The 14,441-nt window shown below is 29.8% G+C and carries 12 protein-coding genes; all 12 read left to right on the forward strand.

The window, feature by feature from the left end:
* Positions 1-11: 11 nt before the first annotated feature.
* Complete coding sequence (locus tag DIC82_04465) at positions 12-1,511, forward strand: D-xylose ABC transporter ATP-binding protein (protein ID AWK50339.1); 1,500 nt, start codon at positions 12-14, stop codon at positions 1,509-1,511.
* Positions 1,512-1,547: 36 nt separating this feature from the next.
* A complete protein-coding gene (locus DIC82_04470; GenBank protein ID AWK50340.1) occupies positions 1,548-2,477 on the forward strand; it encodes a ribose ABC transporter permease in 930 nt (309 codons plus the stop codon).
* A 112-nt stretch (positions 2,478-2,589) separates the two neighbouring features.
* Entirely contained in the window at positions 2,590-3,522 is a 933-nt protein-coding gene (locus tag DIC82_04475) for a ribose ABC transporter substrate-binding protein RbsB (protein ID AWK50341.1), read from the forward strand.
* A gap of 168 nt (positions 3,523-3,690) precedes the next feature.
* A complete protein-coding gene (gene fsa, locus DIC82_04480) occupies positions 3,691-4,347 on the forward strand; it encodes a fructose-6-phosphate aldolase (GenBank protein AWK50342.1) in 657 nt (218 codons plus the stop codon).
* 104 nt (positions 4,348-4,451) lie between these two features.
* Complete coding sequence (gene tkt, locus DIC82_04485) at positions 4,452-6,443, forward strand: transketolase (protein ID AWK50343.1); 1,992 nt, start codon at positions 4,452-4,454, stop codon at positions 6,441-6,443.
* Positions 6,444-6,746: 303 nt separating this feature from the next.
* A complete protein-coding gene (locus tag DIC82_04490; protein AWK50344.1) occupies positions 6,747-7,745 on the forward strand; it encodes a LacI family transcriptional regulator in 999 nt (332 codons plus the stop codon).
* A 119-nt stretch (positions 7,746-7,864) separates the two neighbouring features.
* Positions 7,865-8,650 carry a hydrolase TatD gene (locus tag DIC82_04495; GenBank protein ID AWK50345.1) on the forward strand — a complete coding sequence of 262 codons (786 nt, stop codon included), beginning with the start codon at positions 7,865-7,867 and terminating at the stop codon, positions 8,648-8,650.
* A 295-nt stretch (positions 8,651-8,945) separates the two neighbouring features.
* Positions 8,946-10,001, forward strand: coding sequence for a hypothetical protein (locus DIC82_04500; GenBank protein ID AWK50346.1), 1,056 nt, complete (start codon positions 8,946-8,948; stop codon positions 9,999-10,001).
* Between the two features lie 213 nt (positions 10,002-10,214).
* Positions 10,215-10,772, forward strand: coding sequence for a ribonuclease M5 (gene rnmV, locus DIC82_04505; protein AWK50347.1), 558 nt, complete (start codon positions 10,215-10,217; stop codon positions 10,770-10,772).
* Positions 10,773-11,624: a 16S rRNA (adenine(1518)-N(6)/adenine(1519)-N(6))-dimethyltransferase gene (locus DIC82_04510; protein AWK50348.1), complete on the forward strand. Its 852-nt coding sequence runs from the start codon at positions 10,773-10,775 to the stop codon at positions 11,622-11,624.
* A gap of 164 nt (positions 11,625-11,788) precedes the next feature.
* Positions 11,789-13,801: a hypothetical protein gene (locus DIC82_04515; GenBank protein AWK50349.1), complete on the forward strand. Its 2,013-nt coding sequence runs from the start codon at positions 11,789-11,791 to the stop codon at positions 13,799-13,801.
* A 15-nt stretch (positions 13,802-13,816) separates the two neighbouring features.
* Positions 13,817-14,383, forward strand: a complete 567-nt coding sequence (locus DIC82_04520) for a hypothetical protein (GenBank protein AWK50350.1) — start codon at positions 13,817-13,819, stop codon at positions 14,381-14,383.
* The last annotated feature ends 58 nt before the right edge of the window (positions 14,384-14,441 follow it).

Below are 14,441 nucleotides of genomic sequence, written 5' to 3' on the forward strand. Positions count from 1 at the left end.
GAGGCGTAATAATGGAAAAAAATATTCCTTTCCTTGAAATGAAAGGCATAACAAAAAGTTTTCCCGGAGTAAAGGCACTTGAAGACATAAATTTAAGCTTATATAAAGGAGAAGTATTAGCTCTTTTGGGGGAAAATGGTGCTGGAAAATCTACATTAATGAAGATTTTAAGTGGTGTTTATCAAAAAGACGATGGTAAAGTTGTTATACAAGGTACAGAAGTAGATATAAAAAATGTAAGGGAAGCTGAAAAATTAGGTATATCAATAATACATCAAGAATTAAGTGTGTTGCCCAATTTAACAGTTGCAGAGAATTTATTTTTAGGAAATGAAAAAATAAATAAATTAACTAAAAAACTAGATAGAAAAACAATGAACAGTATGTGTAAAGATTATCTAAAACAAATAGGATGTAATGTTGAGCCAGATGAGTATGTTAAAAATATAAGCATTGGAGAAATGCAAATGCTTGAAATAGTAAAAGCAATTTCTAAAAATTCCAATGTAATAGTTATGGATGAGCCAACAACAGCCTTAACAGATACGGAAACAGACAATCTTTTTAAAGTTGTTCAAATGCTTAAAAGTAAGGATATTGCAATAATATATATATCTCATAGATTGGACGAGATTTTTGCTATTTGCGATAGGATAAATGTTTTAAGGGATGGGAAATATGTAGGTGAAGTTAAAGTAAAAGATGTAACTAAGGATGATTTGATAACTATGATGGTAGGAAGAAAAATGGAGGAACAATATCCATATAAAGAACCCACTAATGTAACACCTATATTAGAATTGAAGGATATTTGTTTAGAAGGTGTTTTGAAATCAATTAATTTGCAAGTAAGAGCAGGAGAAATACTTGGAATGTCAGGCCTTATGGGTGCAGGTAGATCAGAAGTTGCAAAGGTTATCTTTGGAGAGTATAAAAAGACAAGTGGTTCTATTGAGATAAATGGGAAACAAGTAAACATAAATTGTCCTAAAGATGCAATAGACAACGGAATAGCATATTTATCAGAAGACAGAAAAAAAGAAGGTCTTATATTACCTTTATCCGTAAAAGAAAATATGACGTTAGCTTCTTTAGATAAGTTCGAAAAGAAAACGTTTCGTATAAATAAAGCAGATGAAAAAGATATAGTTGATGAACATATAAAAAGATTATTAATTAAAACACCTAATCAAGACCAATTAATAAAGAATTTAAGTGGTGGTAATCAACAAAAAGTTATTATTGCAAAGTGGCTTATACAGGATCCTAAAGTTTTAATAATAGATGAGCCGACAAAAGGTATAGATGTAGGTGCAAAAAAAGAAATATATGATGTCCTGAATGCATTAAAAGCTGAAGGAAAAGCAGTTATCATGATTTCTTCAGATATGCCAGAAGTACTTGGAATATCAGATAGAGTAGTAGTAATGCATGAAGGAAAAATAACTGGAGAGTTAAGCCGGAAAGAAGCAACTCAAGAAAGTATAATGAAATTAGCAATTGGAGAATAAAAGAAGAATTAAATTTTTTATAAGGGAGAGTTAAAAATGACTAATATAAAAGATAATTTATTAAAATATAAATCTATTTTAGCATTAATTATATTATGCATAATTGTTAGTGTAATTTCACCATCATTTCTACAAATATCAAATTTAAGAAATTTATTTACTCAAATTTCTGTGAATGCAGTTATATCATTAGGAATGACTTTTGTAATACTTACAGGTGGAATAGACTTGTCTGTAGGATCAATTGTTGCAATAGCAGGTGCAGTATCAGCTGTAACTATAAAAAATACAGGAAGTATATCACTAGGAATATTAGCAGCATTATTTACAGGGATTTTAGTAGGGTTTATTAATGGAATAATTGTTTCAAAAGGAAAGATACAAGCATTTATAGCTACTTTAGCTACACAAACTGTATTTAGAGGAGTTACTTATGTATTTACTGGAGGTAATCCTGTATCTGGATTAGGTAGTGATTTCGTGAAACTAACTAATAGTAGAATATTAGGAATACCTGTTCCAGTTATTATTACTATAATTGTATTTGCAATTTGTGCGTATGTTTTGACACAAACTAGATATGGAAGATATGTATATGCAGTAGGTGGGAATGAAGATTCATCAAGACTTTCAGGCATAAATGTTAATAATGTTAAAAATTGGGTGTATATTATATCTGGTGCTACAGCTGCAATTGCAGGAATTATTGTTACAAGTAGAATAGGATCAGCAGCACCAACAGCTGGTAGTGGATATGAATTAGATGCAATAGCAGCAATAGTTATTGGTGGTACAAATTTAGTTGGTGGAGAAGGAACAATACTTGGAACAATAATAGGTGTGTTAATTATTGGAGTTTTAAACAATGGTTTAAATCTTATGGATGTTTCAGCCTTTTATCAAACTATAGTAAAGGGATTAGTAATACTATTAGCAGTTTTAATTGATAAGAAAAAGGCTAACTAATACATAAAACATTTACGGTAAAGAAAATGCGATATTACTAGTTAAATCTAAAGGTATTGCCTAAAGAGATAACTAATAAAATTTATTTGAATTATTTTTAGGAGGGAATTTTATGAAAAAAATATCTAAATTAGTATCAATTGCAATGATAGCAACTATGGCAATGGGTGTATTTGGAGGATGTAGCTCTAGTAGTGACAATTCATCTTCAAGTGAAAAATCTGATTCTAAAAAAATAGGTATGGTTGTTTCAACTTTAAACAATCCTTTCTTTGTAACACTAAAAGAAGGGGCTGAAGCTAAGGCTAAAGAATTAGGATATGAATTGTTAGTTGTTGATTCACAAAATGATTCATCAAAAGAGCTTTCAAACGTTCAAGATTTATTGCAAAAAGGAGTAAGCACTTTAATACTTAATCCTGTTGATAGTGATGCAGCTGAAAGTTCAGTTATCCAAGCTAATAGTGAAAAAATTCCAGTAATAACTGTAGATAGAAAATCCAATGGGGGAGATGTAATTTGCCATATAGCATCAGATAATGTAAAAGGTGGAGAAATGGCAGGTAACTTTATAAAAGAACAACTTGGTGGTAAAGGCAATATAGCAGAACTTCAAGGAACAACAGGTGCTTCTGCAACACGTGATAGAGGTGCAGGGTTCCATAATATAGTTGATGCAGATAAAAATTTAAAAGTTGTATCATCTCAACCAGCTGATTTTGATAGACAAAAAGGATTAACTGTAACTGAAAATATGCTACAATCAAACCCAGATATTCAAGCTGTTTTTGCACACAATGACGAGATGGCATTAGGTGCTGTTAAAGCATTAAGTACTTCAGGAAAAAAAGCTATAGTTGTTGGATTTGATGGAGGCGATGATGCCAAAAAAGCTGTAGATTCAGGAGAAATGGCAGCAACAATAGCACAACAACCAGATTTAATGGGAAGTATTGCTATAGAAAATGCTCAAAAGATATTAAAGGGAGAAAGTGTAGATAAGGAAATTGCAGCTGACTTAAAACTATATGTAAAGACTAAATAATAAAAACACAGATTTATTAAGGTCATAAATAAAAGTATAATCCGAAATTTAGATAATAAGGATTATACTTTTATAATATAACCGTTAGATAATATTAATTAAAGTAACTACAGCATAAACGATAGAAAATCAAGATAAGTAAACTAAAAAAGAGGAGATGTAAGAAAAATGAGATTTTTTTTAGACACAGCAAACATAGAACACATTAAAGAAGCAAATGAAATGGGAGTAATATGTGGTGTAACTACAAATCCATCATTAGTTGCAAAAGAGGGTAGAGACTTTAATGAAGTAATAAAAGAAATAACAGAAATAGTAGATGGACCAATAAGTGGAGAAGTTATAAGCGAAGATGCTCAAGGAATGATTAAAGAAGGAAGAGAAATTGCAGCAATTCATAAGAATATGATTGTAAAAATTCCAATGACAGCAGAAGGACTTAAGGCAACTAAGGTTCTATCTAAAGAAGGAATTAAAACAAATGTAACTTTAATTTTTTCAGTAACACAAGCATTACTTGCTGCTAATGCAGGAGCAACATATGTAAGCCCATTCTTAGGAAGAATAGATGATATTTCAATGGATGGAATGGAACTTGTTAGAAATATTGCAGACATATTTGCAATTCATGGAATAGAAACAGAAATAATCGCAGCTAGTGTAAGAAATCCAATTCATGTTATTCAAGCAGCACAAGCTGGAGCAGATATTTCAACAATACCATATAGCTTAGTTCTACAAATGATAAAACATCCGTTAACAGATCAAGGATTAGAAAAGTTTAAGGCAGATTGGGCAGCAGCGTTTGGGTCAGTTAACAGTTAACAATGAACAATTAACAGTTAAGGAGGAAAAGCTTGCAGCTTTTCTGAAGATTAATATATTTAGAATGTAATTTATAAAATTAGTAATGTAAAGTGAGGAAAAAAATGAGTAGAGAGTTAGATAAATTATCTATTAATGCAATAAGGGTGCTTTCAGCAGACGCAATTGAAAAATCACAATCTGGACATCCAGGACTTCCACTTGGTGCAGCTAGTATGGCATTTACACTATGGGCAAAGATGAACCATAATGGAAAAAATCCTGAGTGGGATAATAGAGATAGGTTTGTATTATCAGCAGGACATGGTTCAATGCTTGAATATTCATTATTACACTTATTTGGATATGGAGTAACAGTTGAAGATATTAAAAACTTCAGACAAGTAGGAAGTTTAACTCCAGGACATCCAGAGTTTGGTCATACTAAAGGTGTTGAAATTACAACAGGACCACTTGGACAAGGTATATGTAATGCCGTAGGTATGGCAATGGCAGAAGCACATCTTGCAGAAAAGTTTAATAAAGAGAACTATAATGTAGTTAATCACTATACATATGCAATCTGTGGAGATGGTTGTCTTATGGAAGGAATCTCAGGAGAAGCATCATCACTAGCTGGAACTTTAGGTCTTGGGAAATTAGTTGTATTATATGATTCAAATAATATTTCAATTGAAGGAAGTACTGATATAGCATTTAGAGAAGATGTAGCTAAGAGATATGAAGCTTATGGCTGGCAAGTATTAAACATTGCTGATGGAAATGATATAGATGCAATAGAAGCTGCTATTGAAGAAGCTAAAGCAGAAACTTTAAAACCTTCAATTATAATAGTTAAAAACCAAATTGGTTTCGGATGTCCTGCAAAACAAGGAAAAGCATCAGCTCATGGGGAACCATTAGGAACTGAAAATGTAATTGCAATGAAAGAAAACTTAGGTTGGAAGACAGAACCAGCATTCTATGTGCCAGATGAAGTATATACAAATATGAATGAACACATAGAAGAAGGCGTTTCAAAAGAAGAAGCTTGGAACAAATTATTCTCAGAATATAAAAAAGCTTATCCAGAATTAGCTTCAGAATATGTTGCATGGATGAGCAACGAAATAGATAAAGAAGCATTATTAAATAATGAAGAATTCTGGGGCTTTGATAAAGAAATGGCTACAAGAGAATCTTCAGGAATAATGATAAATAGATTAGCTAAATTAATTCCTAATTTAATAGGAGGATCAGCAGATCTAGCTCCTTCAAATAAAACTTATATGGCTGGCAAGGGAGACTTCTCAGATACTGACAGAAGCGGACAAAATCTTCACTTTGGAGTAAGAGAACATGCAATGGCAGCTATAGTTAATGGTATGTATGTACATGGCGGACTTAAGGTATTCTGTTCAACATTCTTTGTATTCAGTGACTACATGAAGGGTGCTATGAGATTATCAAGTCTTATGAATCTTCCAATAGCTTACGTTTTAACACATGATAGTATTGGAGTAGGAGAAGATGGTCCAACTCATCAACCAATAGAACAATTAGCAGCACTTAGAAGTATGCCAAACATGACAGTATTTAGACCAGCTGACTCAAAAGAAACAGCAGCAGCTTGGTATTATGCTGTAACTAATGGGACTACACCAACATCATTGGTATTAACAAGACAAAAGTTACCACTATATGATGGATGTCCTAAGAGAGCATTAAAGGGTGGATATATCCTTAAAGATTCTAAAAAGGAAATTCCAGATGTACTTCTTATGGCATCAGGTTCAGAAGTTGAATTAATATTTAAAGCAGCTGACGAATTAGCTACTAAAGGAATAGACGCAAGAGTTATAAGTATGCCATCATTTGAGTTATTTGAAGCACAAGATGAAGCTTATAAAGAATCAGTTATGCCAAATAAAGTAAGATCAAGAATTGCTGTTGAAGCATTAACATCATTTGGATGGCATAAATATGTAGGTCTAGATGGAGATGTTATTTCATTAGATACTTTCGGAGCATCTGGAAATGCAGAAACTTTATTTAAACAATTTGGATTCACTGTAGAAAATGTTGTTGATAAGGCAGTTAAAGTTGTTAATAAATAAATTTAAATTGGCAACTTAGTTGATATTATGAGTAAATAACAATATACATATAACCAAAAAGTTTATTCTTTATAATAATATAATAATGAAAGCCATATAAAATAAAGAAATAAGTTTCTGTTTTTATATGGCTATTCTAGTAAGATAAATTTTAAGCAGATATATATATAGCAATAAAAAGGCCATATAATTTAAAAATGATGATAATTACTATCGATAAACAGTAGATTAATATATAATTAGATTAGAAATATTAAGACTATGCATTTACACATTAACATTAAGGATTGGGGTAGCTAATATATGAAGAAGATAACAATGAAAGATATTGCAGAAAAAGTAGGAGTGTCAAAAACTACAGTATCTATGGTTATTAATAATAAGGATAGTAGTATAAGTGAAGAAACTAAAAAGAAGATATACGATATTATAGAACAAACGGGATATATACCTAATAATATTGCTAGGGGTTTAAATACCAGAAAATCTGGAAGTATTGCAATAATTATTCCGGATATTTCAAATCCATTTTTCTCAGAGTTATCAAGGGCTATAGAAGATGTTGCAAATAAATTAGGATACAACATAATTTTGTGTAATTCCGATAATAATGCAGATAAGGAAAAGAAGTATGTAGAGCTTTTAATAAGTAAATTAATTGATGGAATAATTTTAATTCCAGGAGAAAAAAGTGATGCCAGTGCAAATCTTTTAAAATTGAATGGCATACCATTTGTATTTATGGATAGAAATATTGAAGGTTTTGAAGATTATCCAGGAGTTTATTTTGATAATAAACAAGGAATAAAATGTGGCATAGAATATTTATATAGTAAAGGTAAGAGAAATATAGTATTTGTTTCTGGACCAAAGAAAATAAGTGTAAACCAAGAAAGAATAGATGGGTATAAGGATATTATGACTAAGCATGGTATTTATAATAAGTCATTAATTTTTGAAACTGCATTTTCTTTAGAAGGTGGTATTGAAATTACTAATGAAATAATTGATAAATGTGAATGTTTTGATGCTATTTTTTATTCTAATGATGTAATGGCTATAGGAGGGATGAAGACCCTTAAAAGAAGAGAATATAGAATTCCTGAAGATATTGTAATAATGGGTTTTGATGGAATAAAATTATCTAGAATGATCGAACCAGAACTTACAACAATTCAACAACCTATTTATAATATGGGGCAACAAGCATGCAAATTAATAATAGATATTATAAATGAAGAATCGATAGATAATACAAAAGTATATTTCGCACCTAATATTATAGTTGGTGGAACAGCTTAGCATCTATATTAAAGAGATTATAGTTTAAAAATAGATAGCAATCGCATAAGTTTTAATGATAATTATAGGTACTAGATCTGATTAATCTAATGTACTTAACAGAAAGGATGATACTAAGTATGCAAGGAAAGTTTGAAATAATAGATAGTCATGCGCACTATGATGATGAGGCTTTTGATGAAGACAGAGAAAAAGTATTAAATGAAATTAGAGAAAATGGAGTTATTGGAGTATTAAATTGTGCAGCATCATATTCTAGCTTAAAAACTACAGATAAGTTGACTAAAGATTATGATTTTATATTTGGAGCTTTAGGTATTCATCCAGAAAACGCCAATGAAATGAAGAAGGATACCTTAGATGAAATCAAAGATTATATTAAGGACAATGATAAGATAGTAGCAATAGGAGAGATTGGATTGGATTATCATTGGGATGAGAATCCACCAAAAGATATACAAAAAGAAGTGTTTAGAAGCCAAATGAATTTAGCAAAAGAATTAAGTTTTCCGGTAGTTATTCATGATAGAGATGCACATAAAGATACATTAGAAATAATGAAGGAATTTCCAGAAGTTACAGGGGTAGTGCATTGTTTTTCAGGGAGTGTAGAATTTGCAAAGGAATGTATAAATCTAGGATATTATATAGGTTTCACGGGTGTTATTACATTTAAAAATGCCAAAAAAGTCATTGAAGTAGCGAAAGAAATACCACTAGAAAAAATTCTTGTTGAAACAGATTGTCCTTATATGGCACCAGAGCCAAATCGAGGAAAAAGAAACAAATCGGACTATATTGAACATATAATAAACAAGTTTGCTCAAATAAGGGAAATTGACCCATACAAGGCAAATTTGAGCTTTAATGAGAATTTTTTTAGGTTGATTAAAAAGGGAAAATAAGGTAAAATGTAATATGTACACTTAAATAATAATTCTTGTACTCAATTCATAATAAATTAAACTTACATTTAATTTATCACTAATTAAATACAAATTTTCATAATTAAATATCATTTAATTTCTAACTATATAATGGAGTAATGTTAAAATACGCTATCATTTTTATATTATTATATTTTTATGCACAGAGTGCATTATTACTATGCTTCATTATAATGCAAGGGGTTATAAATTTGACAAGTTTGGATTATTAATATATAATTCAAAGAACACTCTTGCCAAAGGAGGGAAATTAATGGTAGAAAAATTAAAACAATTTATTAAAAAAAGTTTTTCTAACGGTCCGACCAAGGCAAAAATTTTAATTGGGGTAATTGCAATAGTATTTGTAGTTACTACAGCAGTGACAATAATGAGTATGAGAAAAACGCTCGTAATAAGTATAGACGGTAAAGAAGAGACTTTTGTCACGTACAAGGGGACTGTTAAAGATGTGTTGCTAGAAAATGGAGTGCAAGTAGCTCCTAAAGATAAAGTGCAGCCATCATTAGAATCCAAAGTATCTGAGAAAGAAACTATTAAATTAAAGACAGCTATTCCTGTAGAAATTAAATCAAATGGAATAAAAGTACAAGTGCAAACAGCAGAAGATACTATTGAGGATATGCTAGATGCAGAAGAAACTACATTAAAAGAACAAGGTATTCAATTTGATAAAGATGTGGATGAAATATTACCTTCATTAAATTCTAAAATAGAAGGTGACGTAAGTGTGCAACTTGTCAAAGTAGAAACAAAAGACCTTGTTGAGAAAGAAGTTATTAACTTCGATACAATAGTTGAAAAAGATGCAAATCTAGATAGTAGTGTTCAAAAGGTTAAGAGTGAAGGAAATAATGGCGAGAAGGAAATTACTTATCAAATAATATATAAAGATGGAGTAGAGGTTTCTCGTAATGTAAAGAGCACTAAGACTATTTTAGAACCACAAAATCAAATAGTGGTAAAAGGAACTGGACAAGTATACGCAAGTAGAGGCGGAAATAGCATAACTTATAAGAAAAAGCTCAATTGTACAGCAACAGCTTACAGTAATCATTCGAATACTGCTACGGGTAAAAAACCCGTTAGAAATGAAGGCGGTTTAAGTACGATCGCAGTTGATCCATCTGTAATCCCATTAGGAAGTAAGGTTTATGTAGATGGATATGGGTATGCAATTGCAGCTGATACAGGTGGTGCTATAAAGGGCAACAAGATTGATATATACCTTAATACATCAAATGAATGTTATAATTGGGGGAGAAGATCAGTTAACGTATTATTAGTTGCGCATCCAGGAGAATGGTAAATTATCTTAAGAGATAACATTTGTTATCTCTATTTTTTTTCTTTAAATTGTAGTAAATTTATCATATTATTAGAAAAGAGATAAAATAAGTGGTATCTTATAAGTAACAATTAGCACGTGAAAGAAAATAACAAGTCAAATATACAAAATAAACTAGAATATACTGGCTTATTATTATTTTCAATGTGCCTTAATGAAAGGAAGTATAAAGTATTGATAAAAGAAGTAATCGTTGTTGAAGGTAGAGACGATGTAGATGCTGTAAAGAAAGCAATAGACGCAGAAACAATAGCTGTTGGAGGATTTGGAATAAACGCAAAGGTAATTACAAGAATACAAGAAGCCCAAAAAAGAAAAGGCGTAATTGTTTTGACTGATCCAGATTTTGCTGGGGAAAAGATAAGAAGAATAATATCTAAGAGGGTTAAGGGAATTAAACATGCATATATTGCAAAAGAAGATGGACTCAAAAATGGAGACATTGGAGTTGAAAATGCTTGCCCAGAAGTTATTTTAAGAGCACTTGAAATGGCTAAAATAACACAGATAGAAAAACAAGAATTCTTTACTATGCAAGATATGTTTTATTTTAAGCTTACAGGAGATAATACATCAAAGGTTAGAAGAGGGATGCTAGGCAAAATATTAGGAATAGGATATGGAAATGCAACTCAAATGATTTCTAGATTAAATAATTATGGAATAACAAAAGATGAATTCGCGAATGCTATAGAAAAAATAGAAAAACAATTGGAAGTGGGTAAGAAATAAATGGATTTAAAGGATATAAAAACTCAAGAAATAGTTAATAAGTATAATTTTAAGTTTACAAAAAGTCTGGGTCAAAATTTTCTAGTGGATGATTCAGTACTTAACGATATAATAGATGGAGCAGAAGTAAATAATGAAGATTTTATTATAGAAATTGGTCCAGGAGTAGGGACTTTAACTGCTCAGCTTTTAATGAAAGCAAAAAAGGTAACTGCAATAGAATTAGATAGTGACTTAATTCCTATTCTAGAAAAAGAGTTGGGGGATAATGAAAACTTCAATTTAATACATAAAGATGCACTTAAAGTAGATTTTAATGAACTTATTGGAGATGAAAAAAGTGTTAAGCTTGTAGCTAATCTTCCATATTACGTTACAACACCTATAATTCTTAAACTTTTAAAAGACGGATATAATTTTAAATCTTTAACTATTATGATACAAAAGGAAGTTGCAGAGAGAATTAATGCAGAACCAAATTGCAAGGCATATGGAGCATTGTCTGTTTTGGTACAATATTACTGTGATACGAGTATAGTAAGAAGAGTAGCACCAACATCATTTATTCCAAGGCCAAAGGTAGAATCTATAGTGATAAAATTAGATAGATTGGATAAGCCTAGAGTTGAAACTAAAGATGTAAGGTTTATGTTTGAATTAGTAAGGGCTGGATTTAATATGAGAAGGAAGACTTTATGGAATGCTACAAAGGCACTTAAAGTAAATAAGGAAAAATTAGAAGAAGCATTTGAAAAATCAGGAATAGATCCTAAGAGAAGAGCAGAAACTCTAACAGTACAAGAATTTGCAACATTAGCAGATTGCATATATGATATGAAAATTAACGATTAAAGGTATTACGAAAGGCTTTTAAAGTTTTAGACGTATTTGAAAAAATAACAGATCTTGTTTTAAGACAAGGTCTGTTATTTTCTTTCATGCGGCTTAATTAAATCATAATAGCAATTCTTCCGCATATAATATATGGAATAAATATATGTGGAGGGAATATAGGGGTGGCACATAATAAATTATATAGAAATTTTATAATATTACAGGAAGATGAAAGAGGATATTCTCATTCTAACGATAAAGCTTTATCTGGATATGCCAAGGTTGAGGCAAAAGGTGATAAGTGTAAGGTATCTTTTTATGCCCAAAATCTTAGGCAAGAAGATAATTATTCCATGGTACTTATCTGTTGCAAAAGGGATTTAAAACAATTAATTGATTTAGGACCTTTAGCAATAAATGGAGTTGGAAAAGGAGATACCAGCAAAGAATACTATGTCAATAACATAGCTGGACTTGGAATATCTTATGAAAAAATATCTGGAGCTGCTATTTGTAAAATAAAAGATAATGAAACTGAGTTTATAATGCATGGATTTATGAATGGGGAAGATTCTGCTGATAATTGGAGGAAATTTAAAGTTGTTAAAGTAGATTCTAAAAAGTACATTAATAAACTAGATGAAGAACCTAAAAAGTATATTAATAAACTAGATGAAGAACCCAAAGAGTACATTAATAAATTGGATGAAAAACCTAAAAAGTATATTAATAAACTGGATGAAGAACCTAAAAAGTATATTAATAAACTAGATGAAGAGCCTAAAGAGTACATTAATAAATTGGATGAAAAACCTAAAAAGTATATTAATAAACTAGATGAAGAACCTGAAAAGTATATTAATAAATTTGATGAAGAACCTAAAAAGTATATTAACAAACTGGATGAAGAACCTAAAAAATATATTAATAGATTGAATACAGAACCTAAAAACAAGGATATTCTTGATTCAAGTATAAATAATAAAGTTATAATATCACAATCAAATATTGTAGAAACTAAAACTGTAAAAGCATCGAAATTAGAAAGTGAATTAGTTGAGCGTAAAAAGGAAGAAGATAATATTAAATCTAAAGAAAATATAGAAGTAGGAATTTCAAATGAGAACAATTCTAAAGTGGAAGATAAACATCAAAACAGGATTCCTGAAAACCATAAGAAGATAGCTCAAACTATAGATTCTTTAGATGAAGATAGAAATAAGTGTAAAGAAGCTAAGAAATGTGAGAAGAATGAAGAAACTAAAAAGTGTTACAAGCATGAGATGGATGAAAATATAGAAGAATCTATTAATAGATTATCTAAAAAGTTAGAGACTTATGATGGTGTAATAGATTTTAGGATAAATAATTTGCATGAGGATATTATAGTTTATGGTTTTATAAGGGATAAGAAAAGCAATGACTGTAAGTGGAAAAAATTCAAATTAGAAAAGAAATGTAGAAGTGAGAGCAATATTAAACGTAATTCAAGGAGAATAGAAGAAAACTTTAACTTAGATAAATTAAATCAAACAGTTAGAGAAGATAGATTAGATAGATTAGATATAATAGATTTTGATGAATACGAAAATGATATTCAAAAAATAGGATCAAAAAATACTGAACAACAATCAAGTTTAGATAATATGCAACAACTAAGCTCAAATAATAATATGCAACAATCAAGTTTAGATAATATGCAACAACTAAGTTCAAATAACAATATTCAACAAATGAATTTAGAGAATATGAAACAAGTAACTTCAAATCAGGATTTTAAAATTAATGGGGAAGTAGGGCAGTATTTTGAGAAACTTGCAGAAGGCTTTGAGCCTTATAATGGAAGTTTAGCTGATATAAATTATTGTAAATTGTATAAAATAAATGTAAATAGTATGGAGGATTTATGCGATGAATCAAATTATAATAAGTATACATTAGCATATTATCCAATGCTAAACTATTATCCTTATATTACTAAGGTAGGGTATTTCTTATTAGGATATAAATGTAATAAAAATGGCCATATACAATATATTGTATATGGAATACCAGGAAGTAAAGAAACAAATGATCAACCATATGGAGGAAGAACAGGTTTCGTAACGTGGACTAGTGACAATAAAAATGATAGAGGGTATTGGCTAATGTTCTATGATTTTAAAAATTCTTCAATTGTAATCCCAACAAAATAGGAAGATAAAATTATTATGAATAAAAAGCAATTAATTGTCACATCAATATTGTTATCATTAATGATAATACTAGCCATAACTCAAGGTTTCTTTAAGGACAATTTTGAACGGATGGTTCTTACGGATAGAGGAATAAGTGAATTTAAGGAATATGATTTTGATGAAGATAAGTATGTTATATCATTGCCAAGTGAATGGATTGTAGATGAAAGAGAAAGTAAAGGGCAATATGTAAGCCATAAATTAAGTTTTAAAGACAATAATAATAAACTTACTGGTTTGTTGGAAGTAATAAATACTAAAGATGATTTAGATGTATTTGCAGAACGTGATTTGAATAATCAGTATTTAGAATACTTTAATTCAGAGGTAATACCTTTTAAGAATCCTAATAATGCTGGAGTATTAGTAAAATATGAGACAAGTATAAAAAATGGATACGACTTTAAAAACGAATGTTATTATTTGAATTTAGAAGAAGGTAAGACAATAAAGGTATTATTTAATCTTAAGAAAAACGAGTATAGGGAAAATATGAATACTATTTTTAATACTATTATCTCAAGTATTAAAACATCTTAAAAGTAATGTAATAAGTATGGGCGTAATAATGTGTTTGAAAATTTCAATAATAGATAGC

Source organism: Clostridium beijerinckii, assembly GCA_003129525.1.
Lineage (GTDB): Bacteria > Bacillota > Clostridia > Clostridiales > Clostridiaceae > Clostridium > Clostridium beijerinckii_D.

Coding starts and splice junctions, on each gene's coding strand:
- DIC82_04465 (AWK50339.1), top strand. CDS start 12: ATGGAAAAAAATATTCCTTTCCTTGAAATGAAAGGCATAACAAAAAGT.
- DIC82_04470 (AWK50340.1), top strand. CDS start 1,548: ATGACTAATATAAAAGATAATTTATTAAAATATAAATCTATTTTAGCA.
- DIC82_04475 (AWK50341.1), top strand. CDS start 2,590: ATGAAAAAAATATCTAAATTAGTATCAATTGCAATGATAGCAACTATG.
- fsa (AWK50342.1), top strand. CDS start 3,691: ATGAGATTTTTTTTAGACACAGCAAACATAGAACACATTAAAGAAGCA.
- tkt (AWK50343.1), top strand. CDS start 4,452: ATGAGTAGAGAGTTAGATAAATTATCTATTAATGCAATAAGGGTGCTT.
- DIC82_04490 (AWK50344.1), top strand. CDS start 6,747: ATGAAGAAGATAACAATGAAAGATATTGCAGAAAAAGTAGGAGTGTCA.
- DIC82_04495 (AWK50345.1), top strand. CDS start 7,865: ATGCAAGGAAAGTTTGAAATAATAGATAGTCATGCGCACTATGATGAT.
- DIC82_04500 (AWK50346.1), top strand. CDS start 8,946: ATGGTAGAAAAATTAAAACAATTTATTAAAAAAAGTTTTTCTAACGGT.
- DIC82_04510 (AWK50348.1), top strand. CDS start 10,773: ATGGATTTAAAGGATATAAAAACTCAAGAAATAGTTAATAAGTATAAT.
- DIC82_04520 (AWK50350.1), top strand. CDS start 13,817: ATGAATAAAAAGCAATTAATTGTCACATCAATATTGTTATCATTAATG.